Below are 25463 nucleotides of genomic sequence, written 5' to 3' on the forward strand. Positions count from 1 at the left end.
AGTGACCGAACTGACCATATTGATCCCTCCTTTCCTCTGCATGGGTGGCGAGTGACGGCAGCAGCTGGACAATAGGTGTCTGCATCAGTTGCTCAATGACCGAACTGACCATGTTGCAGCCTCCTTTCAACGACGCGCAGGGCAAGGGAGAGCGGCAGAAAGATCAGCACGCACATCAAGGTCAGCACCGCCAGCATCTCGTAGGTCTTGTAGTAGAGGGCGATGTAGTTCTTGGTGGTGTAGAGCAGTTCCGGCACCGCCACCGCCGAGGCCACCGTGGTCTCTTTGAGCAGAAAGATGAAGTTGGCAAACAGCGCCGGCAAGCTGGCGAGCCAGGCCTGGGGCAGCTGGACGTGGCGCAGCAGTTGCCAGCGGGAGAGGCCGATGGCCCGGCCCGCTTCCAGCTGGCTGGGGGGGATTGCCTGAACGCCTGCACGCAGCGCCTCGGTCAGGTAGCCGCCGCCGAGGAAGGTCATGGCGATCACTGCCGTGGCAAAGCCGGAGAGCGAGATGCCGAGCGCCGGCAGCCCGAAGTAGAGAAAGAACAGCTGGATCAAGAGCGGCGTGTTGCGGGCCAGCTCCACATAGGCGCGGATCACCCCGTTCAGCCAGGGCTTGTGCAGGCTTTGCAGCGTCACGTTGAGCAGCGCCACCCCGAGCGAGGTGAGGATCACGATGGCGCCGAGCTGCAAGGTGACCCAGACCGATTGGCCGAAGGCCGGCAGTGTGCTGAGGACAAAGGACCAGTCGAAGCTCATGCCGGGATCCTCCCGTCGCGGCGCAGCCGCTGGGGCAGCACTGTGATGGCGTCCGGGTACTTGATGCCGGCACCTGTGTTGAGCACCACCACCCGCTCGCCCCCCTGGATCCAGCCCGCTTCCCGAAGCTGGCGGGCGGCGGCGAAGGCGGCCGCCCCTTCCGGGCAGACGAAGCTGCCCTCCAGGGAGGCGAGCTGGCGGATCTCGCGCTGGATGGCGCCATCTTCCACCGCGACGGCGCAGCCCTCGGTGCGATAGAGGGCGTCCAGCACCAGAAAGTCCCCCAGCGCCTTGGGCACGTTGATGCCAAAAGCGAGGGTCTGGGAATCGGGCCAGAAGCGCGATTCGCGCTCCCCCTGCTGCCAGGCCTGGACGATGGGCGCGCAGCCGCTCGCCTGCACCGCCACCAGTCGCGGCAGCGGCCCCTTGACCCAGCCCAGCTCCTGCAACTCCCGCAGCGCCTTGTAGATGCCGATGAGACCAACCCCGCCGCCGGTGGGGTAGAGGATGACGTCCGGCAGGGTCCAGCCGAGCTGCTCGGCGATCTCCAGCCCCATGGTCTTCTTGCCCTCGATGCGATAGGGCTCCTTGAGGGTGGAGGCATCGAACAGCCCCTGCTCGGCCACCGCCTCGGCCACCTGGCGACCGGCGTCGCTGATGAGGCCATCCACCAGATAGAGGCGGGAACCGGCCAGCGAGGTCTCCAGTCTTGTGATGGCGGGTGCCGCCTGGGGCATGACTATGGTGCTGCGCAAGCCGGCGCGGGCGCCATAAAGCGCCCAGGCCGCACCGGCGTTGCCGTTGGTGGGCATGGCGAAGTGGGTGATGCCGAGCTCCCGGGCGCGGGAGACGCCGACCGCGGCGCCGCGGGCCTTGAAAGAACCGGTGGGGATGATGCTCTCATCCTTCATCCAGAGATCCGGAATGCCGATCTGTTTGCCGAAAGCGGGCAGGGGCAGCAGAGGGGTGAAGCCTTCCCCCAGGGTGATCACCTGGGCGGGATCGCGCACCGGCAGCAGCTCGTGGTAGCGCCACAGGCTGGCGGGGCGCCCCAGCAGAGCGGCCGGGTGCCAGGCCTGTTTCAGGGCCTCGAGGTCGTAACTGGCCAGCAAGGGGGCACCGACCGGGCTCAACTGCTGGGGCTGATCGGCATCCACTATCTCGCCGGTCTTGCTGCAACGCAGATGTGATAGGTAGCTGTACGGCATGCTTTATCCTGAATGGCTCACGTTGGCTGGTGTCTTATTCCATCCTGTGACCCAAGGGCCGGATAACAAACAAAATAAAGCGGCAAACTTAAGCGAAAAAATTCATATGGCTCCCCCGTGTCGGCGGGCCACCCTCTGCCACCGGTCGGGGGGTTGGGCCATCCGGCGCGCTTTGTTAACCTGCCCGCTCACTCAAACCGCAGGGAGCCGCCTCGATGCGAGCCATTGTCAACCTGCTGGCCCTGTCACTGCTCTGTGCGTGCAGCGGCCAGCCAACCAGAGAGGATGCCATGTCAGGGAATACGCGCCTTCACTACCCCGTCACCCGCCAGGGTGAGCAGGTGGATCACTACTTCGGCCAGGCCGTGGCCGACCCCTATCGCTGGCTGGAGGATGACCGCAGCCCCGAGACCGAGGCCTGGGTCAAGGCCCAGAACGCCGTGACTCAGGGTTACCTGGCACAGATCCCGTATCGCGCCGCCATCAAGGAGAAGCTGGCCGCTTCCTGGAACTACGCCAAGGAAGGGGCGCCGTTTCGCGAGGGGCGCTACCACTACTTCTTCAAGAACGACGGCCTGCAGAACCAGAACGTGCTGTGGCGCCAGCTGGAGGGCAAGCCGGCCGAGGTGTTCCTCGATCCCAATACCCTCAGCCCCGACGGCACCACGGCGCTGGATCAGCTGAGCTTCTCCCGCGATGGCCGCATCCTGGCCTACTCCTTGTCGCTGGCCGGCAGCGACTGGCGCGAGATCCACCTGATGGACGTAGAGAGCAAGCAGCCGCTGGAGGCGCCCCTCAGGGACGTGAAGTTCAGCGGCATCAGCTGGCTCGGCAACGAGGGCTTCTTCTACTCGAGCTACGACAAGCCCGACGGCAGCGAGCTGTCGGCCAGGACCGATCAGCACAAGGTCTATTTCCACCGGCTCGGCACGGCGCAGGAGGATGACCGGCTGGTGTTCGGCGCCATCCCGGCCCAGCACCACCGCTACGTGGGGGCGACCGTCACCGAAGATGACCGCTTCCTGCTCATCTCGGCGGCGAACTCCACCTCAGGCAACCGCCTCTATGTGAAGGATCTGAGCCAGGAGAACGCGCCGCTGCTGACGGTGCAGGGGGATCTGGATGCGGACGTGAGCCTGGTGGACAACAAGGGCAGCATGCTTTACTTGCTGACCAACCGGGACGCCCCCAACGGCCGGCTGGTGACAGTGGATGCCGCCAACCCGGGGCCGGCCCGCTGGCGGGATCTCATCCCCGAGCGTCAGCAGGTGCTGACGGTGCACAGCGGCAGCGGCTATCTGTTCGCCGAGTACATGGTGGATGCCACCGCCCGGGTCGAGCAGTTCGACTACGAAGGCAAGCGGGTGCGCGAGGTGGCGCTGCCCGGCCTTGGCAGCGTCAGTGGCTTCAACGGCAAGCACGATGATCCCGCCCTCTACTTCGGCTTCGAGCACTATGCCCAGCCGCCGACTCTCTACCGATTCGAGCCCAAGAGCGGCGCCATCAGCCTCTATCGCGCCTCGGCGGCGCCGTTCAAACCGGAGGATTACGTTTCCGAGCAGCGCTTCTTCCAGAGCAAGGACGGCACCCGGGTGCCGCTCATCATCAGCTACCGCAAGGGGCTGAAACTCGATGGCAGCAACCCGACCATCCTCTACGGCTATGGCGGCTTCGACGTGAGCCTGACCCCGAGCTTCAGCGTATCGGTAGCCAACTGGCTGGATCTGGGGGGCGTCTATGCGGTGGCCAACCTGCGCGGGGGCGGCGAGTACGGCCAGGCCTGGCACCTGGCGGGCACCCAGCAGAACAAGCAGAACGTGTTCGACGATTTCATCGCGGCGGCCGAGTACCTCAAGGCCGAGGGCTACACCCGCACCGATCGGCTGGCGATCCGAGGTGGCTCCAACGGCGGTCTGCTGGTGGGGGCGGTCATGACCCAGCGGCCGGATCTGATGCGGGTCGCCCTGCCGGCGGTGGGGGTGCTCGACATGCTGCGCTACCACACCTTCACCGCCGGGGCGGGCTGGGCCTATGACTATGGCACCAGCGCCGACAGCGAGGCGATGTTCGACTACCTGAAGGGCTACTCGCCGCTGCACAACGTCCGGGCCGGGGTCAGCTACCCCTCGACCCTGGTGACCACGGCGGATCACGACGATCGGGTGGTGCCGGCCCACTCCTTCAAGTTTGCTGCCACCCTGCAGGCCGACAATGCCGGCCCCCATCCCCAGCTCATCCGCATCGAGACCAATGCCGGGCACGGGGCGGGCACGCCGGTGGCCAAGCTTATCGAGCAGAGTGCGGACATCTATGCCTTCACCCTGTACGAGATGGGCTATCAGCAGTTGCCGCGGCAGCCTTGATCCGGGCGAGGCGGGCGCCAGCCATCCATTATCATCAGGGCCCTGCGGGGCCCTTTTTATTGCCGCGCGTTGGAAGAGCTGCGCTGGCTGCACTCGCTGCGACCATCCCTGTCTCGCCGCTGGCCCGTTTTGGCAGACGGGCCCCATCTGTCATCCCCCCGGTGGTATAGTCAGCCACAAGATCCGCATTCAAGGAGTCCATCGTGAAGAAGATCATCTACATCCTGCTGGGGTTGGCGCTGGCGGCCGTGGTGGCCATCGCCGCCCTGGTGTCCCTCATCGATCCCAATCAGTTCAAGCCCCAGCTGGTGGAACAGGTGGGCAAGAGCACCGGCCGCGAGCTGGTGATACAAGGGGATATCGGCTGGCGTTTCTGGCCGAGCCTCGGCCTCTCCCTCGAGAAGGTGGCGCTGCGCAACCCCGCCGGCTTTGCCGAGCCCGACCTGGTGCGCTTCACGCGCGGGGAGGCCTCGGTGGGCCTGCTGCCCCTGCTTTCCCACAAGCTTGAGATCGGCAAGGTGACCCTGAGCGGCGCCCATCTCTTTATCCAGACCAAGGCTGACGGCAGCTCCAACCTGAGTGACCTGCTCAAGGCCTCCGCCGACCCCAAGGAGGAGGCGGCCTCCGAGCCTGCCGCAACGACGCCCCCAGCCGCCAGTGACAAGCAGCCCTGGCAGATCAGCCTGCAAGGCATCGCGCTGGTGGATGCCAGCGCCCTGGTGCGGGACGACCGCAGCGGTACCGTCTCCCGGCTCGACAGGCTGGATCTCGATCTGGGGCAGTTGACCCCGGGGGAGTGGGTACCGGTGACCCTGGCGGCCAAGGGGGCACAGGGGGATCTGGCCTTTGATCTCAAGGGTCAGGCCCAGCTCAAACCGGCCCGGGAGGCCATGAAGAGCGAGCTCAAGGATCTCAATCTCAGCGGCAGCCTGAACCAGCCGGTGCTGCGGCTCGATGCCTTCACCCTCAAGGCCGATCGGCTGGCATTGGGGGAGTGGAGCAGTCTGAGCCTTAGCCTCAGCGGGGCACAGGGGGCGGCGGACAAGCCGACCCTGGCCGGTACGCTGGAGGGGACCCTCAAGGCGCGGCTCGATGAAAACCGGCAACTGCTGGAGCTGTCGGATGCCGTGCTGGCCGCCAAGCTGAGCGGTGATGCCCTGCCGCGCCCGCAGATGCAGCTCAAGCTCGCTGGCTTTGCCCGCGCCGAGCTGGACAAGCAGGCCGTCACCCTCAGCAACCTGGTGATGGGAGCGGACGATGCTCTGCTGAGCGGCAGCGGCGCCGTTCGTCTGGGGGCCGTTCCCAAAGTGGACTTTGACCTCAAGGGGGACAAGCTCGATCTCGACGCCTGGCTCGGTCAATCGGCCAAGGCCGCGCCCGCTGCGGCCACGTCAGGGGCGGCTGCACCGGCCGGAGCAAAGGATCAGGCTGCGGCGCCCGCCAACAGGGCGCTCTCCACGGTAGAGCCTGATCTGACCGCCCTCAAGTCGGTGGACCTGTCTGGCCGCCTGCAACTGGGTAGCCTGCGCCTCAAGGGGCTGGATCTGAGCGCCGTCGATCTGCAACTGGCCCTGGCCGGTGGTCAGCTCACCCTCAAGCAGTTCAGTGCCGGGGTGGCCGGCGGCAAGGTGACCGCCAGCGGTCTGCTCGATGCCCGTCAGCAACCCGCCCGCTATCAGGTGCACAAGCGGGTGCAGGGAGTCGATGTGCGGCCCCTGCTGCAGACCCTGGCCCAGACCGACCTGCTGGAAGGCAAGGGGGATCTGGAGGTCGAGGCGCAGGGCTCAGGACTCTCCGAACAGGCGCTGCGCAGCCGGATGCAGGGCAAGGTGAGCCTCAAGTTGAGCGACGGTGCCCTACACGGCATCAACCTGGCGGAGATGATCCGCGAGGCGCGGGCCACCCTGACCGGCAAGGGAGCGGATCAGGTGAAGGAGGTGCGCAAGACCGACTTCAGCGCCCTCACCGCCAGCTTCCAGATTGCCGACGGGGTTGCCAGGAGCGACGACATCCAGCTCTTTGCCCCCGCCCTGCGGGTGAAGGGGCAGGGCCAGACCGCCCTGGTGCCGGAGACCCTCGACTTCCTGTTCCTCACCTCCGTGGTGGAGAGCAGCAAGGGGCAGGGGGGCAAGACGGTGGACGAGCTCAAGGACATCACCATACCGGTGCGCATCGGCGGCCACTGGCAGGCGCCGAGCTACAAGCTTGACGTGAAGGCCTTGCTCAGCAGCAACAAGGTGCTGGAGGAGAAGGCCCGCAAGGAGGCCGAGCGCGGTCTCAAGAAGCTGCTGGGTGACAAGGCCGACAACGAAGGGGTGAAAGGGGTGGCGGACCAGCTGCTCAAGGGCCTGTTCAAATAGCCAACTTCCCCTTGTTGCCATCAAGAGCCCGCCCCGTGCGGGCTCTTTGTTGTGGGGCCGGGCGTCACGGGACGAGGTGTGGTCGCCAACATGAGGTACTATGCGAAGCAGTCTTCGAAACCGGGAATCAGGAGGGTTCATGAACAAACGGGTGCTGATCACCGGCGGCGGCAGAGGTATCGGGGCCGCGACAGCCCGCTATCTGGCGGCTCAGGGTTACCATCTCTGTCTCAACTATCGTCAGGACAGGGTGTCCGCCGAGGCGGTGGTGGCCGAGATCCTGGCCACCCATCCGGTCGAGTGCATCGCGGTGCAGGCCGATGTCAGCGTGGAGGCAGAGGTGGTGCGCCTGTTCGAGGAGATGGACGCGCGGCTCGGCCCCGTTACCCACCTGGTGAACAACGCCGGCAGGTTGCAGCCCCAGATGCGGGTGCTGGAGATGAGCGCCGAGCGCATCAACCAGACCCTGACCACCAATGTCACCAGCTGCTTTCTCTGTTGCCGCGAGGCGGTGCGCCGCATGACGGCAGGGGGCGCCATCGTGAACGTCTCTTCCGCCGCCGCCCGGCTGGGCTCCCCCGGGGAGTACGTGGATTATGCCGCCGCCAAGGGGGCCGTCGACGTGCTGACCAGAGGCTTGTCCCTGGAGGTGGCGGCCCAGGGGATCCGGGTCAACGGGGTGCGCCCGGGTTTCATCTACACCGAGATGCATGCCGACGGCGGCGAGCCCGGCCGGGTGGACAGGATCAAGGGCAATATTCCCCTGCAACGGGGCGGCGAACCCCGTGAGGTGGCGACCGCCATCGCCTGGCTGCTGTCGGACGAGGCCTCCTATGCCACCGGCACCTTTATCGATGTGGCAGGCGGGCGTTAGGTCATCTTCAACAAGCCTCTCGTCAACGAGAAGGGGCGCCATGGCGCCCCTTCTGCTTATTCTCCCAGAAGCTGTTGCCAGACCGCCAGCACATGGCCCCGCTCTCGCGGCAACTGATCGTCCCCCACCTTGCGGGAGATCTCCGAGAGATTGAGGCGATGGCCGAGGTTGCGGATCTCCAGATAGGCCTGCTTGAGCCCCTCCGCCTGCTCCAGTGTGAGTACCCCCGCCATGACGCACTCATCGAAGATGCGCACATTGTCTGACCAGCGGGTGAGGGCGTCCGGCTCACCGCAGGCATGGGCCAGCACCAGGTACTGGGCGATGAACTCGATGTCCACCATGCCGCCGGGGGACTGCTTGAGATCGAACTCTCCCTCTCCCGCCTTGAGCAGGTGATCCCGCATCTTCTGGCGCATCTCCCGCACTTCGCGGGCCAGGGTGGGCAGATCCCGCTCCTTGGCCAGCACGTCGCGGCGGATGCGGGCAAATTCGGCGACCACGGCATCATCGCCATAGATGGGACGGGCTCGCACCAGGGCCTGATGCTCCCAGGTCCAGGCTTCCTGCTGCTGGTACTGCTCATAGGCCGACAGCGATGAGACCAGCAGGCCGGCGTCGCCGGAGGGGCGCAGCCGCATGTCGATCTCGTAGAGGATGCCGGACGGGGTGCGGGTGCTGAACAGGTGCAGGATCCGCTGGGCGAGGCGCAGGTAGAACTGGCGGCTGTCGATGGACTTGCGACCATCGGTGTAACTGTTGGGGTCGCCGCCGTGCAGGAACACCAGATCGAGATCCGAGCCGTAGCCGAGTTCGATGCCCCCCAGCTTGCCGTAGGCCACCACCGCAAAGCCGCGCTCACCGCTCACCGCCACCTCGGGCGGCACCCCGTAGCGTTCGCTCATCTGGGCCCAGGCCTGGTTGACCACCTCCTCGGTGATCGCCTCCGCCAGCCAGGTGAGGTGGTCGCTCACCTTCATCAGCGGCAGGGCACCGGCGATGTCGGCGGCGACGATGCGCAGGAGCTGCACCTGCTTGAACTGGCGCAGCGCCTCCATCTGCTGCTCCACGTCCTCCTCGGGGATGCGCAGCAGGAACTGGCGCAGCTGGGGCTTGTACTGATCCAGCGGGGTGGGGTGGTAGAGGTGCTGGGGATCCAGCAGCTCGTCCAGCAGGATGGGGTAGCGGGCCAGCTGCTCGCTCACCAGGTTGCTCTCGTCACACAGGCGTACCAGCTGGCGCAGGGCGGCGGGGTTTTCCGCCAGCAGTTGCAGATAGGCGCTGCGGGTGAAGATGCGGGTCAGCAGGGTGCAGACCCGCTCGAACAGGCGGGCGGGCTCGCGGCTCGCCACCACCAGCCGCAGCAGCTCCGGCATCAGCCAGTCCAGGGCGATACGCCCCTGGGGCCCCACCTGACGGCGCTTGTACTCCTCCTTGAAACGCAGCAGGGCGGCGCAGAGGGGGGCGGGCTCCACCACTCCCTGCGTGGTCAGCAGTTTTTCCAGCTCGGCGGCATCAAGCTCGGTGCGCCAGAGATCGAGCCAGAGCTGTTCCAGGTGGGCGGGGGCCTCCTTCTCTTCCCCCACCACGGCGACGAACTCCTGATGGACGGCGGCCATCTCCTCGTCAAGGTGGGCCATGAAGGCGTCCCAGTCGGTAAAGCCGAGGGTGGCGATGAGCCGCTGGCGATCCCGATCCTCGGTGGGCAGGGTCTGGGTCTGCTGATCGCCGATCTCCTGCAAGATGTTTTCCACCCGGCGCAGGAAGCGATAGGCGGTGAGCAGGCGTTCGCACTGGCTCCCCTCCAGGGCACCCCCCTGGGCGATGGCGGCCAGCGCCTCCGGCAGGTGGCGTACCCGCAGGGCGGGCTCGCGCCCGCCACGGATGAGTTGCAGCGCCTGGGCGATGAACTCCACCTCGCGAATGCCCCCGGCCCCCAGCTTGATGTTGCCCTCCAGTCCCTTGCGGCGCACCTCAGCGGCGATCATCGCCTTCATCTGGCGCAGGCCGTCGATGACGCCGAAGTCGATATAGCGGCGGAACACGAAGGGGCGCAGCAGTTCGGTCAGGGCCGTGGCATGTTCACACTGGGGGCCCAGCACTCGCGCCTTGACCATGGCGTAGCGCTCCCAGTTGCGGCCGTGATGCTGGTAGTAGTCTTCCATGGCGGCGAAGGAGATGGCGAGTGGCCCCGCATCGCCAAAGGGACGCAGCCGCATGTCGACCCGGAACACCTGACCATCCTGGGTGGGCTGGTGGAGGGCGTTGATGATGCGCTGGCCCAGCTTGATGAAGAACTGCTGGTTGGCGAGCTCCCGCCGCCCGCCAACGGTGTAGCCGTTCTCGGGGAAGGTGAAGATAAGGTCGATGTCCGAGGAGAAGTTGAGCTCGCCGCCGCCGAGCTTGCCCATCCCGAGGATGAGCAGCGGCTGGGGGTTGCCATCGCCGTCCATGGGGGTGCCCAGCTCGCCGCACTGTTTGGCGTAGAGCCAGTCGCGGGCACCACAGATGAGGGCATCCGCCAGCTTGGTGAGATGGATGAAGCTCTCTTCGACCTCGGACTCCCCGAGCAGCTCGCGCCAGGCGATCACCAGCATGCGGCTGCGGCGGAACTGGCGCAGGATGCGCTTGAGCGCCTCCTCGTCCGTGACCTCGGCGAGCAGGGCTGCGAGCTCAGGTTCATAGGCGGGCCAGCGCTCGGCCCGGGTCAGTGCGTCCGATGCCAGGGTCTCGGCCAGCAGGCCCGGCTGCTTGATAAGGGAGTCGGCGACAAAGTCGGAGAGGCCGAGCAGGGTCAGCAGGGTCTGGCGGGTGGGCTCGGGCAGTGCGTCATACTGGGGCGCCAGGGCGAGCAGCCGCTGCCAGTGGCGCAGGGCCTGCTCCTGCAACAAGGGAGAGAAGGCGGAGAAAGAGGGAGAGTGCTGGGCCACGGTTGCCATCCTTGTGGTTGACGAGTCTGCAGGGAGAGTGAAATGCCGGCTGCCAATCTAGCACTCCCGGGCGCTGGCGTCACAGCGCCGCTGCCCGGAAGGTGATCCGGCGACGGATCTGGCGATCGGCCGGGCTCAGGGACGCCGGTAGATCTCGGGGTCGTAGATTTCCATCAGGCTGCCGGGGCTTCTCGGCGGCACAAAACCGAAACCGGCGTAGAGGCCGTGGGCATCGGAGGTGGCGAGGGAGAGACGGCGCAGCCCTTGCAGCTCCGGGTGGGCGAGGATGGCTGCCATCAGGGCCTTGCTGTGACCGCGCCCGCGATGTTCGGGCAGCACGAAGACGTCGGCGAGATAACCGAAGGTGGCCTTGTCGGTGATAACCCGGGCGAAGGCGACCTGCTGGCCGTCGAGATAGGCTCCGAAGCACAGGGAGTGGTTGATGGCCCGCTGCAGGGTGGCGAGGGGAATGCCGAGGCACCAGTAGGCCTCTTCACTGAGGAAACGGTGAATGAGCGGGACGTCGAGGCGCCCCTTGTCGTCGCTTATCTCAAGCGCACGTTCTGTGGTCTGCATCCTGGCTCCTTGCCGTGATGAAAAAAGAAAGGCCCCTAAGGGGGCCTTCCAGTGTACTCAAATCACGACCTCAGGCCAGCCTGAAGGTTTGACGATGGGCGCCAGCATCAGGCCAGCATCAGGCCAGCTTGAAGGCCTGGATATGGCTGTCCAGCGTCTGGCTGTGGTGTTCCACCAGTTCGGAGGCATCTTTCAGCTCCCGCAGCACCACGACGGAGCCTTCCACCACCTGTTTGACCTGCTCCAGGTTGGCATTCATCTCCTCGGCCACCGAGCTCTGCTGCTCGGAGGCGGCGGCGATCTGGCGGTTCATGTCGGCCACTCCCTGCACCCGCTGCACTATGGTGTCGAGCTGGGTACCAGCCTGAGTTACCTGCTCCACCCCCTTGTCCGCCTGTTGCACGCTCTCGGCCATCAGGCCGACGGCCTGGCGGGCGTTGCCCTGAAGCTGCTCGATCATCTTCTGGATCTCGACGGTGGCCGCCTGGGCACGGTTCGCGAGTTCGCGCACCTCGGAGGCGACCACGGCAAAACCGCGACCCGCCTCACCGGCGCGGGCGGCCTCGATGGCGGCGTTCAGGGCCAGCAGGTTGGTCTGCTCGGAGATGCTGCGGATGGTGTCCACCACGGAGCCGATGCGATCGACCCCGTGCTCCACTTCGTTGACCACGGTGGAGGAGCGCTGGATGTTGCCGGAGAGAGTGTCGATGGTGTTGACGGTAGCCGCCACGCAGCGGCTGCCCTCCTCGGCCAGCTGGCTGGTTTCGGCGGTGGCGTGGGACGCCTGCTCCGCGTGGTTGGCCACTTCTCGAATGGCACCCACCATCTGGCTCATGGCGCTGGCAAGCTGCTCAATCTGGGTGAACTCCTCGTTGATGGCCTCGTTCGCCTCATCCATGCAGAGAGTCACCTGGGAGGCGATCTCGTTGAGCTCCTTGCAGGCGGCACGCTGGGTCCCGAACACCTCCTTGAGGTTCTCCTGGGAGTGGGCCACCGCCTTGGCGATGTCGCCGAACTCGTCCCGGGACTTGAGCAGCACGCTGTGGCTGAGATCCTTGTTGGCGAAACGCTCCAGCAGCCCCACCAGGTAGTGGACCTGCTTGACCATGAGGCGGGAGCCGGTGAGCAGCAGCACCACGAAGACGACCCCCATGAGCGCCGTCTCCACCAGCCCGGTCCAGAGCAGGCGATCGGCGATGGTGTTGGCCATGGCGGCATCAATGCCCTCGCTGAGCAGGGTCGCTTCCAGGTTGCTGGCATCGAACCAGAGTTTGGCCAGCAGCAGCAGGGTGCTGAACACCATGAGCAGCACCACCTTGGGCACCAGTCGGATGTTGCTCATGCGCCTCTCCAGCGGGTTCAACTGCATAATTTTTCTCCTTTCAACGTCCATTATTCCTTTGCCGTCATAGCTATCGGCATTATCTTCCTTTTTATTAATTTGCACCGTGCTTAAAGTTGGAAAATGTATGCGACATCACTTAACTCATTTGCGTACCATGGATTTGCTGATGGGGTTTCTCTCCGTGATTTCGGTCTGCCTGGTGGCCGCTCGCTGGCTGGGGCACGGTGAATTGAGCCCCCAGACCCTGCAGCTCTTTTATGATGTCGACAGTCTGATCTGCTACTTCTTCCTCGCTCACTTCGCCTATGGCTGGGCGCGCGCCTCCGACAGGATGGCTTTCTTCAGGAGCAACTGGTTCTATCTGCCCGGCAGCCTGCCCATGGTGGAACAACTGCGTTGGGCGCGGCTCATCCAGCTGTGGCGGGTCTACCAGTTGCTCCGGGACAGACCGGATCTGCTGGCCATGTTCCGTCGTGAACGCAACGAAACCACCCTCTCCGGCATTCTCTTCCTCTTCTTTCTGTTGCTGGGGGTCGGCTCCGGCGTCATGTACTGGCTGGAAACGGGGCAACCCGGCAGCCAGATCCAGACTCCTTACGATGCCTTCTGGTGGACGCTGGTGACCCTCTCTACCGTGGGGTACGGGGATCTGGTGCCCAAGACGGAGGAGGGGCGCTTCGTCGCCAGCCTGCTGATCCTCTTTGGCGTGGGGTTGTTTGGCGCCCTCAGCGGCTTCATGGCCAGCCTGTTCGTCCATCCCGGCAAGACCAACGACGACACCGCGGTGTGGCGACGCCAGCAGAGCGAGCAGCAGGCGCAACTGCTCAAAGAGCTCAAGGCCCTGCGCGCCGAGGTGCAGGCGCTGAAACAGAAGTAGGTGCGACGTCTGGAATGGTCGCGTCGTAAACCGGCGGCGCTGCGAGACAGCTCTCACTCGGGGAGATGGCGCTTTTCTTTGCTTGTCCTTTGACCCGCAGGCGGCTTAACATTCGGCCTGCAACCTAATCCAACGAAGAGAATCGATCGACCATGCGCGCCCTTCTCGGGATCCTGATCTGCTTGTGTGCCCAACAGGCACTGGCCGATACCCGCTATGTTTCAGACAACATCTTTACCTATATCCACAATGGTCCGGGTACCCAGTACCGGATCCTCGGCAGCGTCAAGGCCGGTGAGCCGCTGGAGGTCAAGGCGGTGAACCAGGAGGCCGGATTCACCCAGGTGGTGGACGGTCGTGGCCGCGAGGGCTGGATCAAGAACAGCGAGCTGCAGGGGGAGATCAGCCTGCGTGAACGTCTTCCCCAGGTTCAGAAAGAGCTGGACGAAGCCAAGGCCCGTCTGCTGAACCTCAATGGCGACAACGAAAAACGCTTCGCCGAGAAGGATGGCAAGATCGCCGAGCAGAGCAAGGAGATCGCCAGCCTCAAAGCCCGTCTGGACAGCCAGAGCGCCGAGATGAGCAGCCTCAAGGAACAGAACGACGCCCTGACCCAGAGCTATGACAACCGTGAGCACGACATGCAGATGGACTGGTTCATCCGCGGTGGTGCCATGGTGGGGGGCGGCATCCTGCTCGGGATCCTCCTGCCCATGCTCCCGCGCCGTCGCAAGAGCAGCGAGCGCTGGATGAACTGATCGCCCGGGCGGTCAACAGGATGAAAGGTCGCCAGAGGCGGCCTTTTTTCATGGTGTGTCTGGCGAGAAGAGGGCCATGTCGGGGGTCGCCATCGGCCCTTCCCGCTCGTAAGATGAGGCAAACGATCCTGTGCCGCGCGCATTCTCAACAAGAGCCTTCATCATATGTCATCAACTGAACAGGCCTTCTGGTTCGTGCTGGGGGGCGATCACCTCGTCCTGCTGGATGAACAGGGGGGCATTCCACAAGGGCCCCGCGCCGTTTTGCCCACCCATCTGCACACCGCCCCCTTCGAGCGCTTCGACGAGTGGGACGGCCTGCCTTGCCATCTGCTGGATCTGGGGGCGGAGGCGGAGACCGGGGCCATGGCCCCGCTGCGCCAGCTCATGGTGGCGGGGGACGAAGAGGGCTTTCGCCTCGCAGGACGGGCCTGGCAGCTCGCCACCTTTCGCCGAACCCATCGTTTCTGCGGTGAGTGCGGCGCCCCCATGACCCCGAGGGAAGGGGAGTGGGCCCAGGGGTGTCATCACGGCCATGTCGTCTATCCGCGCATCTCCCCCTGCATCATCGTCGCGGTGCGCAAGGGGCCGGCCATCTTGCTGGCAGCCCACCGCCGTCACTATCAGGCGGATGATCCCATGTATACCGTGCTGGCCGGCTTCGTGGAGGCAGGGGAGAATCTGGAGCAGTGCGTGGCGCGGGAGGTGTTCGAGGAGAGCGGCATCCGGGTGACCAATGTGCGTTACGTGGCGAGCCAGCCCTGGCCCTTCCCCCACAGCCTGATGATGGGCTTCACCGCCGACTACGAGAGCGGCGAGATCCGGGTGCAGGATGACGAACTGGTGGCGGCAGGCTTCTTTGAGGCTGACCGGCTGCCGCGCTTGCCCCCTCATGGCACCATAGCGCGGCGGCTCATCGAACAGTGCCTCGCCGAGGCGCGTTGAGGGAAAACGGGGGCGCTTGTATGCGCCCCCTCACATCTTTGCACTCCTGCGGCGATGTGCGGCGTCAGGGTCGCCCTCAGCCTTGCACAAAGTGGTATCATGTCCGCCATTTTATGCGTGACATGACTCAGGAACTGGGATGAAAGAGCTGAAAAACGATCGATACCTGCGTGCCCTGCTGCGCCAGGAAGTGGACATGACCCCGGTATGGATGATGCGTCAGGCTGGCCGTTATCTGCCGGAATACAAGGCGACCCGCGCCGTTGCGGGGGATTTCATGTCCCTGTGTCGCAACGCCGAGCTGGCCTGTGAAGTCACCTTGCAGCCCCTGCGCCGCTATCCACTCGATGCCGCCATTCTCTTCTCCGACATCCTGACCGTGCCCGATGCCATGGGGCTGGGCCTCTACTTCGAACACGGGGAAGGCCCGCGCTTCGAGCGCCCGATCACCTCCATGGCCGACGTGCAGGCCCTGCCCATCCCGGATCCGGAAGACGAGCTCGGCTACGTGATGAATGCGGTGCGCACCATCCGCCGCGAGCTCAAGGGCGACGTGCCGCTCATCGGCTTCTCCGGCAGCCCCTGGACCCTGGCCACCTACATGGTGGAGGGGGGCAGCTCCAAGGCGTTCACCAAGATCAAGAAGATGATGTATGCAGAGCCGCAGACCCTGCATCTGCTGCTCGACAAGCTGGCGGACAGCGTGATTAGCTATCTCAACGCCCAGATCAGGGCGGGTGCCCAGGCGGTCATGGTATTCGACACCTGGGGCGGCGTGCTCACCCCGCGGGATTACCGCGACTTCTCCCTGCAGTACATGCACAAGATCGTCGATGGCCTGATCCGTGAACATGAGGGCCGCCGTGTACCGGTCACCCTGTTCACCAAGAACGGCGGCCAGTGGCTGGAGCAGATCGCCGCCACCGGCTGTGATGCCCTGGGGCTGGACTGGACCACCGACATCGCGGACGCCAAGCGCCGGGTCGGCGACAAGGTGGCGCTGCAAGGCAACATGGACCCCTCCATGCTCTACGCCACCCCGGAGCGGATCCGCGAAGAGGTCGCCACCATTCTGGCCGGTTTCGGTCATGGCAACGGTCATGTCTTCAACCTGGGGCACGGCATCCATCAGGATGTGGACCCGGAACATGCCGGCGTGTTCGTCAACGCGGTGCATGAGCTCTCCGCCCGGTACCACGGTCGCTGAGCGCGGCAAACAGCGTGATGAACGGGGCCTGCGGGCCCCGTTTTGCTGTCCGTGACACAGGGGGCTGCATCCTGGTTGCTGCTCGGGTTACACTGCACCCCCCATGTTGGCAGTCGTGGCCGGGATGGGGTCGTTGAGGGGCAGGAGGCTGGATGGAGAAGCAGGCGTGGGATTGGGGGATCGACCTTGGCGGGACCAAGTGCGAGTGCGTGGTGCTCGATGGCGACGAGGTGTTGCTGCGCCACCGCATTCCCACTGAACGGCACGGCGGCTACCAGCACATGCTGGGCCAGATCGCCAAACTGGTGGACGAGTGTGCCGCCAAACTCGGTCAGCGTCCTGCACTCATCGGCATGGGGACGCCGGGGGCCCGGGACCCCCAGACCGGGCTGCTGAAAAACAGCAACACCACCGAGTTCAACGGCAAGCCGCTCAAGGAAGATCTGGAGCGCAGGCTGGGCGTCCCCGTGCTCATCGCCAACGACGCCAACTGTTTCGCCCTGGCAGAAACCCATCTGGGGGCGGTGCGCCAGCATCATCCCGATGCAAAAGTGGTGTTCGGCATCATCATGGGCACCGGGGTCGGGGCCGGCATCGTCATCAACGGCCAGATCCTCAACGGTCACCACGGCATCGCCGGGGAGTGGGGGCACAACGTCCTGCTGCCGGAGGGGCCAGAGTGCTACTGCGGCAAGCGCGGCTGCGTCGAAACCCTCATCAGCGGCCCGGCGCTGGAGGTCTGGTACGAGGCCAGGACCAAACGCCGTCTCTCGCTCGCCCAGATTGCTGCGGCCAGTGCCCATGATCATGTCGCCAGGCTCACCATGGACAGGTTGCACCTGCTGTTCGGCCAGGCCCTCGCCAACGTGATCAATATTCTCGATCCGGACGTCATCGTCATCGGTGGCGGCGTGGGCAATGTGCAGAGCCTCTATCGCGCCGGGCGCGAAACGGTATTGCCCTTCCTGTTCAACCCCCGCTTCGCCACCCCCATGATAGCGCCGGCTCTGGGGGACAGCGCCGGGGTATTCGGTGCCGCACTGCTGGCCCGCGGCGTCTTTCGTGAGGCACTGCTCTCGTGAGTCGCCCCTTCCTCCCATCCCTTTGTCGCAGCTAAGGACACAACGTTTCCATGATCAAGATTGCCATCAACGGCTATGGCCGCATCGGCCGCAACGTGCTGCGGGCCCTCTACGAGAGCGGCCGCGACAAGACCATCAAGATAGTGGCCATCAACGAGCTGGCGGCCCCCGAGGCCATGGTGCACCTGACCCGCTTCGACACCAGCCACGGCCGGTTCCGCTATCCGGTGCAACTGGCGGGCAACAGCATGCAGGTGGGGGAGGATCTCATCGCCCTATTTGCCGAGAAGGATCCGTCCAGGCTGCCCTGGCGGGCGCTGGGGGTGGACGTGGTGCTGGACTGCACCGGGGTGTTCGGCTCCCGGGCCGATGCCGAGCTGCATCTGGGGGCGGGAGCGGGCAAGGTGCTCTTCTCCCATCCGGCGGACGCGGACGTGGACGCCACCATCGTCTACGGGGTCAACCACCAGGTGCTGACCGGGCGGGAGCGGATCGTCTCCAACGCCTCCTGTACCACCAACTGCGTGGTCCCCGTCATCGAAACATTGCATCGAGAATTCGAGATAAATTGTGGTACTATTACGACAATTCATTCGGCCATGCACGATCAGCAAGTCATCGATGCCTATCACGGCGACTTGCGCAGAACCCGGGCAGCCAGCCAGTCCATCATCCCGGTGGACACCAAGCTGGCAAAGGGGTTGGAACGTATCCTTCCCCACTTTGCCGGCAAGTTCGAGGCGATCGCGGTACGGGTACCGACCATCAATGTAACCGCCATGGATCTGAGCATTACTGTTCGTAAAAAAGTGACAGTTAGTGACGTAAATCAAGCCCTGCAACGGGCATCCAGAGGTACATTACACGGTATTCTGGACTACACGGAAGAGCCACTGGTCTCCGTAGACTTTAATCATGATGCACACTCCTGCATCATTGATGGTACCCAGACCCGGGTCAGCGATGCCAACCTCGTCAAGATGTTGATGTGGTGCGATAACGAATGGGGCTTCGCCAACCGCATGCTGGATACCACCCGGGCCATGATGGCCGCAGGCTGAAAGTCTGCACCGGGCGCAAGGTTACTGTTTTTTTAACATTACCTGAAAATATATAGAGGACTGAATATGTCTGTTATCAAGATGACCGACCTGGATCTGGCGGGTAAACGCGTTCTGATCCGTGCTGACCTGAACGTGCCGGTAAAAGACGGCAAGGTCACTTCCGATGCACGTATCGTTGCTACTCTGCCGACCATCAAGCTGGCTCTGGAAAAGGGCGCCAAGCTGATGATCACCTCCCACCTGGGTCGTCCGACCGAGGGTGAATACAACGAAGAATTCTCCCTGGCTCCGGTTGTCAACTATCTGAAAGACGCACTGTCCTGCCCGGTTCGTCTGGCCAAAGACTACCTGGATGGCGTAGATGTCGCCGCCGGTGAGCTGGTTGTGCTGGAAAACTGCCGCTTCAACAAAGGCGAGAAGAAGAACACCGAAGAGCTGGCCAAAAAATACGCCGCCCTGTGTGACGTCTTTGTAATGGATGCGTTCGGTACTGCTCACCGCGCCGAAGGTTCTACCTACGGTGTGGCCCAGTTCGCGCCGGTTGCCTGTGCAGGCCCCCTGCTGGCCGGTGAACTGGAAGCCCTGGGCAAAGCCATGCTCAAGCCCGAGCGCCCCATGGTTGCCATCGTTGGCGGCTCCAAGGTCTCTACCAAGCTGACCGTGCTGGAATCCCTCTCCAAGATCGCTGACCAGCTGGTGGTCGGTGGTGGCATCGCCAACACCTTCATCGCTGCTGCCGGTCACAACGTCGGCAAGTCCCTGTGCGAGCACGACCTGATCGACACCGCCAAGAAACTGGCTGCCGAAACCAACATTCCGGTGACCACCGACGTGGTTGTGGGTAGCGAATTCTCCGAATCCACCCCGGCCACCATCAAGTCCGTGTCCGACGTGACTGACGGCGACATGATCTTCGACATCGGTCCGGATTCCGCCAAGGCCCTGGCCGACATCATCATGAACGCCAAGACTATCCTGTGGAACGGCCCGGTCGGTGTGTTCGAGTTCGACCAGTTCGCTGAAGGCACCAAGGTGATCGCCGAAGCCATCGCCGCTTCCCCGGCCTTCTCCATCGCTGGCGGTGGTGACACCCTGGCTGCCATCGACAAGTTCGGCATCGCCGACAAGGTCTCCTACATCTCCACCGGCGGCGGCGCCTTCCTGGAGTTCGTAGAAGGCAAGGTACTGCCGGCTGTTGAGATTCTGGAACAGCGCGCCAAAGCCTAATTGACCCGGGACGGGGGGCAAAAGCCTCCCGTTTCGTTTATCATGTGGCCGCTGTGCCGGTTCATGATGAACCCCCCACTTTTTATTAACGGCATACGAGACAGGACGATTAAACATGTCTAAGAAAATTTTCGACTTCGTAAAACCCGGCGTGATCACTGGTGATGACGTTCAGAAAGTGTTCGCCATCGCCAAGGAAAACGGCTTCGCTCTGCCAGCCGTCAACTGCGTCGGTACCGACTCCGTGAACGCCGTGCTGGAAGCTGCTGCCAAGGTCAAAGCCCCGGTTATCGTACAGTTCTCCAACGGTGGTGCCGTGTTCACCGCCGGCAAGGGTCTGAAGCTGGAAGGCCAGCAAGCTGCCATCCTGGGTGCCATCTCCGGTGCCAAGCACGTGCACGCCGTTGCCGAAGCCTACGGTGTACCGGTGATCCTGCACACCGACCACGCCGCCAAGAAGCTGCTGCCGTGGATCGACGGTCTGCTGGACGCGGGCGAGAAGCACTTCGCCGAAACCGGCAAGCCGCTGTTCTCCTCCCACATGCTGGATCTGTCCGAAGAGTCTCTGGAAGAGAACATCGACATCTGCTGCGAGTACCTGACTCGCATGGCCAAGATGAACATGACTCTGGAACTGGAACTGGGCTGCACCGGCGGTGAAGAAGACGGCGTGGACAACAGCCACCTGGACCAATCCTCCCTGTACACCCAGCCGGAAGACGTGGCCTACGCCTACGAGCGTCTGTCCAAGATCAGCCCGCGCTTCACCATCGCTGCCTCCTTCGGCAACGTGCACGGTGTGTACAAGCCGGGTAACGTCAAGCTGACTCCGAAGATCCTGGACAACTCCCAGAAGTACGTCTCCGAGAAGTTCGGTCTGCCTGCCAAGTCCCTGGACTTCGTGTTCCACGGTGGCTCCGGCTCTACCCTGGAAGAGATCCGCGAATCCATCTCCTACGGCGTGGTGAAGATGAACATCGACACCGACACCCAGTGGGCGACCTGGGAAGGCGTGCTGAACTTCTACAAATCCAACGAAGCCTATCTGCAAGGCCAGCTGGGCAACCCGGAAGGTGCCGACAAGCCGAACAAGAAGTTCTACGATCCGCGCGTATGGCTGCGTGCCGGTCAGACTGCCATGATCGCGCGTCTGGAGAAGGCCTTCTCCGACCTGAACGCCATCGACGTACTGTAATTCGCTGCACCTTGATTGCATGAAAAGGCGCCCTTCGGGGCGCCTTTTGCATTTCTGTGATCCTGACGGGCTGGATTGGGGATGGGGGGCTGGGTATTATCGATGACATCCGTTTAATTTAGTAAACGAATGCAACCAGGCAGGATGCTGAGCATGCAGACAGGAAGACAGGGACATCAGGAACACACGGCCTCCTATTACGCGGCCACTCGCAACGACCATCGGCAGTGGCCCGAGCTCAGTGGTGAGCTGGATGCGGACGTCTGCGTCATCGGTGGCGGTTTCACTGGCCTCAACACCGCCATCAACCTGGCCGATGCCGGTTACAAGGTGGTGCTGTTGGAGGCCAACCGCATCGGCTGGGGAGCGTCGGGGCGCAACGGCGGCCAGCTGATCCGCGGCATCGGCCACGATACCAGCCAGTTTGCCCGCTGGATTGGCGAGGCGGGCGTGCGGGAGCTGGATCTCATGGGGATCGAAGCGGTGCAGCTGGTGCGCGAGCGGGTCGAGCGTTTCAATATCGAGTGCGATCTCACCTGGGGCTATTGCGATCTCGCCACCAAGGCGCGCCACCTGAAGGGGTTCGAGGAGGATGCCGAGCACCTGGCGAGCCTGGGTTACCGGCACGCACTGAAAATGGTGGCACGGGAGGAGATGCACACCGTGGTCGGGTCGGATCGCTATATCGGCGGGATGATCGACATGGGCTCCGGTCACCTGCATCCTCTCAACCTGGCCCTCGGTGAAGCGCGTGCGGCAGCCAGTCTCGGGGTCTCCCTGTTCGAACACTCAAGGGTGACCCACATCGACTACGGCGAGCGGGTCGAGGTGACCACGGCCCACGGCCGGGTCAGCGCGGACTACCTGGTGATCGGCTGCAACGCTTACCTGGGCGACCTCCAGCCCGATCTCGGGGGCAAGGTGCTGCCGGCGGGTTCCTACATTCTCGCCACCCAGGTGCTGGAAAAGCGCCTGCGCCAGCGCTTGCTGCCACAGAACATGGCGGTGTGCGATCAGAATGTGGCGCTCGACTACTATCGGCTGTCGGCGGACGGTCGCCTGCTGTTCGGCGGGGCCTGCAACTACTCGGGCCGTGACCCCCGCGATATCAAGGCCTTCATGCTGCCCAAGCTGCTGCGGGTCTTTCCCGAGCTCGCGGGTACCGCCATCGAGTTCCAGTGGGGGGGCATGATAGGCATAGGCGCCAACCGGCTGCCCCAGATAGGCCGCCTCGAGCAGCATCCCAACGTCTTCTATGCCCAGGCCTATTCGGGCCATGGCCTCAATGCCACCCACATGGCGGGCAAGCTGGTGGCGGAGGCGATCAAGGGGGAGAGCCGGGGCTTCGATCTCTTCAGCCGCGTCCCTCACATGACCTTCCCGGGTGGCCCGGCGTTGCGCTCTCCGCTGCTGGCGCTCGGGATGCTCTGGTATCGGCTGAAGGATCTGCTCTAGGGGGAGGGGGGCTCGGGATTATCCCTGCTGCGTCGCGTCTGGCTCGGCCAGGCGCCAGCCCTGCTCCGTCTTCATCATCCAGACCTGGGTCTCCTGCGCCAGGGCCTGGCCTGCCTCGAAGTCGCCATATTTGCGCTCGAGCTCCATCAGTCCCATCTCCTGCTGGAAGGGGCCGACCCTGTCATAGACGAGATCCTCGTCGTGTAGCACCTGCAACTGATCCAGTCCCTGCTTGAAGTGGAGCTGATAGCTCACCTTGACCAGATAGACCCCCTCCATCCGCTCCTCCTTGCCGAGCACGGCGAAGTCGCGGATATCGAACAGGTCAGCATCTGTGCCCGCCTGCAACCTGGCGGTGACCTGGCTCTGGATGGTCTCTTCACCGGGACCTGCGTTGCAGCCATAAAGCCAGAGGGCCAGCAGGGGGATGAACCACTTTTTCATCAAAACTCCGGACGAACGAGACGGGAAAGGGCAAATTCTGCCACGGCGTCGGTCATATACAAGGGATTGCCGGAAAAATGGCGGTCAAACCGGGGGCCCACACGGTTGCACGGGCCACCCGGTATCAGCGCAGCTTGTCCAGCTGGCCGAGAAATTCGACAGGCCCCATGAAGCCGGTCACCCGCTGGCCGTTCACCTCGTTGCCATCGCGATCGAAGAAGATGAGGGTCGGCAATCCCAGCACGTTGAGGCCGTTGAGCAGATCCACGTCGGCGTCGTCGTTGGCGGTGACGTCCGCCTGCAGCAGCACCATCTCGCTGAAGCGCGCCTGCACATCGGGGTTGCTGAAGGTCTTGTGCTCGAACTCCTTGCAGGCCACGCACCAGTCGGCGTAGAGATCCAGCAGCACCGGCTTGCCGCGGGCGGCGGCGAGCTGCACCTTGAGATCGTCCAGGGTCTTGATGCGGATGAATCGGGGGGCTTGGGTCTGGGCGGCGGCATTGGCCCCCTCGGGTGGCAGCAGCAGATCCTTGCCCACCACCACCAGACCCATCATCGCCAGCAGCAGAACGAAGCCGCCAAGGCTCTTGCCCACCGAATGGGCGCGATGCTGGTTGTGGTGATAGAGATAACCGCACAGCACCAGCCCCCAGCCGAGCCAGAGCAGGGTGGCGACGAGGTCGCTCAGGAGCCTTGAGAGCAGCAGGATGGGCACCGCCAGCAGCGCAAAACCGAAGAGTTGCTTGATCACATCCATCCAGGCGCCGGCCCTGGGCAGCAGCTTGCCGCCAGAAGTGCCGAGCAAGAGCAGCGGCAGCCCCATGCCCAGGGAGAGGGCATAGAGGGCCGCACCGCCGAGCCAGAGGTCGCCACTCTGGGCCACGTAGATAAGGGCCCCGGAGAGCGGCGCCGTGGTGCAGGGGGAGCAGACCAGTCCCGAGATCATGCCCATGATGGCAACGCCGGCCACGGATCCGCCCTGCTGGCGGTTGGAGAAGCCCGAGAGACGGGTTTGCAGGCTGCTCGGCAGTTGCAGGGTGTAGAGCCCGAACATGGAGAGGGCGAGCAGCACGAACATCACCGAGAGGCCGATGAGCACATAGGGGTGCTGCAGGGCCGCCTGGAATTGCAGGCCCGCCGAGGCGACGACGAGCCCGAGCAGGGTATAGGTGACCGCCATCCCCTGCACATAGACGAAGGAGAGCAGGAAGGCGCGACGGGTGGAGAGGCGATGCCCGGCCCCGGCGATGATCCCGGTCAGGATGGGATACATGGGGAAGACGCAGGGGGTGAAGGCGAGGCCGAGACCCAGGGCGAAGAAGGCGGCGACGCTGATCCAGAACCCCTGGCTGCCGAGGGCGGCCGCCAGCCTGTCCTGCTGGCTGCCCGGCACGTCGGTGCCCTGAAGGCTGGCCACCGCTTCCGCCCGGGCGGGGGCGGCGAGGGGCTCGACGGCGATCCGCTTGTCGGTCGGTGGGTAGCAGAGTCCCTCGGTGCAGCCCTGGTAACTCAGGGTGAGGCTGGCCGCGTCCCCGACCCGGGTCAGCGCCACGGGGATCTGCACCTCCTGGTAATAGACCCGGCTTTTGCCGAAGAAGTCATCCTCGTGCTCGGTGCCGGGGGGCAGGACGGGCTCGTCGAAGGCGAGGTTCTCTCCCTTCACACGGATACTGTGGCGATAGAGGTAGTAGCCGTCGGCGATGCGTATCCGGAGCAGCAGCCGATCACCCTGTTGTTCGCTCTCGAGGGCGAAGGCCTGATCCACCTTGAGGAATCTGGGCTGGGTCTCGATGCCGAGGCTGCCGAGCAGATCCTGGCTGCTGGCCCGGGCGGGGGCCGTCGTCAGGACGCAGAGCAGGCCCAGCAGCATCAGCAGGAAGGAGAGGGGGCGAGAGGCGGTCATGAGGTCTCCTGTGTCAACCAGTCGAGATAGGCAGGGTGGCCCTGGCTTGCCGGGAGCGCCAGGATCTCCGGTACCTCGTAGGGATGGTGGGCGAGAATGCACTGGCGCAGGGGCTCGAACAGCGCGGCCCGACTCTTGATGACGAGCTGGATCTCCCGGGTTCGCTCCGTCTTGCCCTGCCAGCGATAGACGGAGGTAACCCCGGGCAGCTGGTTGATGCAGGCGGCGAGGCGCTGGTCGAGCAGCTGCTCGCAGAGGCGGTCTGCACTGGTCTCGTCGGGGCAGGTGCAGAGCACCAGAATGGCGTCGGTCATAGGGATGGATGGTCTCGGCAACGGGGCGCACGGGCCCCCTGGATCAGCCGTTACTATACCGGGCCGGGGGGCAAATAGCACCCGGCCCCCCGCACCCGGAATAAGTCATGCGCCCGAGATGGACGCTGTGAAAAGGACAGGGCAGAATGAGCGGGCTTGTTCCAATTCTACGTAAGGAAATGTATGACCCAACAGAATGAGCAGCAGAGAAACCGCATGTTGAGCCTGTTGCGTGAAGGGGAGCGCCGCATGCTGGTGCAACTGGCCGGTCTGCTGCGTACCAGTGTCGACGAGATCAATGCGGAGCTGGAAAAAGAGGAGCTGTTGTCGGCGTTGGAGCAACCCATCACGGTGGAGTACCTCAACGGCGTGGTGCAGCATCATCTGTTCGAGCGCCTGCACAAGGGGGACATGGTGGCGGCCCAGCGCATGCTGAACCAGTACCAGAGCGACCTCGAAGCCATGATGCGCCAGGAAACCAGGCAGGACGATACCCCGCCGGAAGAGGTCAAGGCCCAGGCCTGACCCCGCGAGGCCCTCTTCAGCACCATCATGCCATCGCATGATGGTGCCTCGCC

The 25463-nt window shown here is 64.2% G+C and carries 21 protein-coding genes; 13 read left to right on the plus strand and 8 right to left on the minus strand.

What is annotated here, in order from left to right; all coding sequences use genetic code 11:
- Positions 1–92: 92 nt before the first annotated feature.
- Together AB5Y53_RS20615 and AB5Y53_RS20620 are read right to left on the minus strand one after the other, a co-directional pair.
- Positions 93–758 carry an amino acid ABC transporter permease gene (locus AB5Y53_RS20615; protein ID WP_368183105.1) on the minus strand — a complete coding sequence of 222 codons (666 nt, stop codon included), beginning with the start codon at positions 756–758 and terminating at the stop codon, positions 93–95.
- Positions 755–1966, minus strand: coding sequence for a threonine synthase (locus AB5Y53_RS20620; protein ID WP_368183108.1), 1212 nt, complete (start codon positions 1964–1966; stop codon positions 755–757). The genes AB5Y53_RS20615 and AB5Y53_RS20620 overlap by 4 nt, the downstream gene beginning before the upstream one ends.
- A 215-nt stretch (positions 1967–2181) precedes the next feature.
- On the opposite strand from AB5Y53_RS20620, the gene AB5Y53_RS20625 reads away from it, so the two are divergent.
- The 3 genes from AB5Y53_RS20625 to AB5Y53_RS20635 all read left to right on the plus strand — a co-directional run bounded on the left by AB5Y53_RS20625 (position 2182) and on the right by AB5Y53_RS20635 (position 7563).
- On the plus strand, positions 2182–4329 hold the full coding sequence (locus AB5Y53_RS20625) for a prolyl oligopeptidase family protein (protein WP_368183109.1): 2148 nt from the start codon (positions 2182–2184) through the stop codon (positions 4327–4329).
- Positions 4330–4532: 203 nt separating this feature from the next.
- Entirely contained in the window at positions 4533–6689 is a 2157-nt protein-coding gene (locus AB5Y53_RS20630) for an AsmA family protein (protein ID WP_368183111.1), read from the plus strand.
- Between the two features lie 139 nt (positions 6690–6828).
- Complete coding sequence (locus AB5Y53_RS20635) at positions 6829–7563, plus strand: SDR family oxidoreductase (protein ID WP_368183112.1); 735 nt, start codon at positions 6829–6831, stop codon at positions 7561–7563.
- Positions 7564–7619: 56 nt separating this feature from the next.
- On the opposite strand, the gene glnE is transcribed toward AB5Y53_RS20635, so the two are convergent.
- From glnE to AB5Y53_RS20650, 3 genes are all read right to left on the minus strand, one after another.
- Entirely contained in the window at positions 7620–10493 is a 2874-nt protein-coding gene (gene glnE / locus AB5Y53_RS20640) for a bifunctional [glutamate--ammonia ligase]-adenylyl-L-tyrosine phosphorylase/[glutamate--ammonia-ligase] adenylyltransferase (protein WP_368183114.1), read from the minus strand.
- Between the two features lie 135 nt (positions 10494–10628).
- On the minus strand, positions 10629–11069 hold the full coding sequence (locus AB5Y53_RS20645) for a GNAT family N-acetyltransferase (protein ID WP_201926454.1): 441 nt from the start codon (positions 11067–11069) through the stop codon (positions 10629–10631).
- Positions 11070–11187: 118 nt separating this feature from the next.
- On the minus strand, positions 11188–12438 hold the full coding sequence (locus tag AB5Y53_RS20650; protein ID WP_010675666.1) for a methyl-accepting chemotaxis protein: 1251 nt from the start codon (positions 12436–12438) through the stop codon (positions 11188–11190).
- A 100-nt stretch (positions 12439–12538) separates the two neighbouring features.
- Here AB5Y53_RS20650 and AB5Y53_RS20655 point away from each other — a divergent pair, with 100 nt between their 5' ends.
- From AB5Y53_RS20655 to AB5Y53_RS20695, 9 genes are all read left to right on the plus strand, one after another.
- Complete coding sequence (locus AB5Y53_RS20655) at positions 12539–13291, plus strand: potassium channel family protein (protein WP_227263337.1); 753 nt, start codon at positions 12539–12541, stop codon at positions 13289–13291.
- A 152-nt stretch (positions 13292–13443) separates the two neighbouring features.
- On the plus strand, positions 13444–14049 hold the full coding sequence (locus tag AB5Y53_RS20660) for a TIGR04211 family SH3 domain-containing protein (protein ID WP_010675664.1): 606 nt from the start codon (positions 13444–13446) through the stop codon (positions 14047–14049).
- A 165-nt stretch (positions 14050–14214) separates the two neighbouring features.
- Entirely contained in the window at positions 14215–14994 is a 780-nt protein-coding gene (gene nudC, locus AB5Y53_RS20665; protein ID WP_319885492.1) for an NAD(+) diphosphatase, read from the plus strand.
- A gap of 139 nt (positions 14995–15133) precedes the next feature.
- On the plus strand, positions 15134–16201 hold the full coding sequence (gene hemE, locus AB5Y53_RS20670; protein WP_042016218.1) for a uroporphyrinogen decarboxylase: 1068 nt from the start codon (positions 15134–15136) through the stop codon (positions 16199–16201).
- 152 nt (positions 16202–16353) lie between these two features.
- Positions 16354–17283: an ROK family protein gene (locus AB5Y53_RS20675; RefSeq protein ID WP_368183115.1), complete on the plus strand. Its 930-nt coding sequence runs from the start codon at positions 16354–16356 to the stop codon at positions 17281–17283.
- 50 nt (positions 17284–17333) lie between these two features.
- Positions 17334–18344, plus strand: coding sequence for an erythrose-4-phosphate dehydrogenase (gene epd, locus AB5Y53_RS20680; protein ID WP_010675660.1), 1011 nt, complete (start codon positions 17334–17336; stop codon positions 18342–18344).
- Between the two features lie 66 nt (positions 18345–18410).
- The gene (locus tag AB5Y53_RS20685; protein ID WP_368183116.1) at positions 18411–19574 is read left to right on the plus strand and encodes a phosphoglycerate kinase; all 1164 of its coding nucleotides are present in this window, start codon (positions 18411–18413) and stop codon (positions 19572–19574) included.
- A gap of 115 nt (positions 19575–19689) precedes the next feature.
- On the plus strand, positions 19690–20769 hold the full coding sequence (gene fbaA / locus AB5Y53_RS20690; protein WP_045522008.1) for a class II fructose-bisphosphate aldolase: 1080 nt from the start codon (positions 19690–19692) through the stop codon (positions 20767–20769).
- A gap of 153 nt (positions 20770–20922) precedes the next feature.
- Positions 20923–22224 (plus strand): FAD-binding oxidoreductase, encoded by a 1302-nt coding sequence (locus tag AB5Y53_RS20695; RefSeq protein WP_041213912.1) that lies wholly within the window; start codon positions 20923–20925, stop codon positions 22222–22224.
- Between the two features lie 18 nt (positions 22225–22242).
- Here AB5Y53_RS20695 and AB5Y53_RS20700 read toward each other — a convergent pair whose 3' ends face one another.
- The 3 genes from AB5Y53_RS20700 to cutA form a co-directional block, all read right to left on the minus strand.
- Positions 22243–22668, minus strand: coding sequence for a hypothetical protein (locus AB5Y53_RS20700; protein WP_039040544.1), 426 nt, complete (start codon positions 22666–22668; stop codon positions 22243–22245).
- A 124-nt stretch (positions 22669–22792) separates the two neighbouring features.
- Positions 22793–24571, minus strand: a complete 1779-nt coding sequence (locus tag AB5Y53_RS20705; protein ID WP_368183117.1) for a protein-disulfide reductase DsbD — start codon at positions 24569–24571, stop codon at positions 22793–22795.
- On the minus strand, positions 24568–24885 hold the full coding sequence (cutA, locus tag AB5Y53_RS20710; protein ID WP_010675653.1) for a divalent-cation tolerance protein CutA: 318 nt from the start codon (positions 24883–24885) through the stop codon (positions 24568–24570). The genes AB5Y53_RS20705 and cutA overlap by 4 nt, the downstream gene beginning before the upstream one ends.
- Positions 24886–25068: 183 nt before the next feature.
- Here cutA and AB5Y53_RS20715 point away from each other — a divergent pair, with 183 nt between their 5' ends.
- Entirely contained in the window at positions 25069–25410 is a 342-nt protein-coding gene (locus tag AB5Y53_RS20715) for a hypothetical protein (protein WP_010675652.1), read from the plus strand.
- Positions 25411–25463: the final 53 nt, after the last annotated feature.

The organism is Aeromonas sp. R7-5 (assembly GCF_040908015.1).
GTDB classification, from domain to species: Bacteria; Pseudomonadota; Gammaproteobacteria; order Enterobacterales; family Aeromonadaceae; genus Aeromonas; species Aeromonas caviae.

What these genes read in the sequence shown, in the direction of transcription:
- AB5Y53_RS20635 (WP_368183112.1), top strand. Translation starts at nt 6,829, where the DNA reads ATGAACAAACGGGTGCTGATCACCGGCGGCGGCAGAGGTATCGGGGCC.
- AB5Y53_RS20620 (WP_368183108.1), bottom strand. Translation starts at nt 1,966, where the DNA reads ATGCCGTACAGCTACCTATCACATCTGCGTTGCAGCAAGACCGGCGAG.
- AB5Y53_RS20660 (WP_010675664.1), top strand. Translation starts at nt 13,444, where the DNA reads ATGCGCGCCCTTCTCGGGATCCTGATCTGCTTGTGTGCCCAACAGGCA.
- AB5Y53_RS20685 (WP_368183116.1), top strand. Translation starts at nt 18,411, where the DNA reads ATGTCTGTTATCAAGATGACCGACCTGGATCTGGCGGGTAAACGCGTT.
- fbaA (WP_045522008.1), top strand. Translation starts at nt 19,690, where the DNA reads ATGTCTAAGAAAATTTTCGACTTCGTAAAACCCGGCGTGATCACTGGT.
- AB5Y53_RS20715 (WP_010675652.1), top strand. Translation starts at nt 25,069, where the DNA reads ATGACCCAACAGAATGAGCAGCAGAGAAACCGCATGTTGAGCCTGTTG.
- AB5Y53_RS20650 (WP_010675666.1), bottom strand. Translation starts at nt 12,438, where the DNA reads ATGCAGTTGAACCCGCTGGAGAGGCGCATGAGCAACATCCGACTGGTG.
- nudC (WP_319885492.1), top strand. Translation starts at nt 14,215, where the DNA reads ATGTCATCAACTGAACAGGCCTTCTGGTTCGTGCTGGGGGGCGATCAC.
- AB5Y53_RS20675 (WP_368183115.1), top strand. Translation starts at nt 16,354, where the DNA reads ATGGAGAAGCAGGCGTGGGATTGGGGGATCGACCTTGGCGGGACCAAG.
- cutA (WP_010675653.1), bottom strand. Translation starts at nt 24,885, where the DNA reads ATGACCGACGCCATTCTGGTGCTCTGCACCTGCCCCGACGAGACCAGT.
- AB5Y53_RS20695 (WP_041213912.1), top strand. Translation starts at nt 20,923, where the DNA reads ATGCAGACAGGAAGACAGGGACATCAGGAACACACGGCCTCCTATTAC.
- AB5Y53_RS20705 (WP_368183117.1), bottom strand. Translation starts at nt 24,571, where the DNA reads ATGACCGCCTCTCGCCCCCTCTCCTTCCTGCTGATGCTGCTGGGCCTG.
- AB5Y53_RS20625 (WP_368183109.1), top strand. Translation starts at nt 2,182, where the DNA reads ATGCGAGCCATTGTCAACCTGCTGGCCCTGTCACTGCTCTGTGCGTGC.
- AB5Y53_RS20655 (WP_227263337.1), top strand. Translation starts at nt 12,539, where the DNA reads ATGCGACATCACTTAACTCATTTGCGTACCATGGATTTGCTGATGGGG.
- epd (WP_010675660.1), top strand. Translation starts at nt 17,334, where the DNA reads ATGATCAAGATTGCCATCAACGGCTATGGCCGCATCGGCCGCAACGTG.
- AB5Y53_RS20645 (WP_201926454.1), bottom strand. Translation starts at nt 11,069, where the DNA reads ATGCAGACCACAGAACGTGCGCTTGAGATAAGCGACGACAAGGGGCGC.
- AB5Y53_RS20700 (WP_039040544.1), bottom strand. Translation starts at nt 22,668, where the DNA reads ATGAAAAAGTGGTTCATCCCCCTGCTGGCCCTCTGGCTTTATGGCTGC.
- AB5Y53_RS20615 (WP_368183105.1), bottom strand. Translation starts at nt 758, where the DNA reads ATGAGCTTCGACTGGTCCTTTGTCCTCAGCACACTGCCGGCCTTCGGC.
- hemE (WP_042016218.1), top strand. Translation starts at nt 15,134, where the DNA reads ATGAAAGAGCTGAAAAACGATCGATACCTGCGTGCCCTGCTGCGCCAG.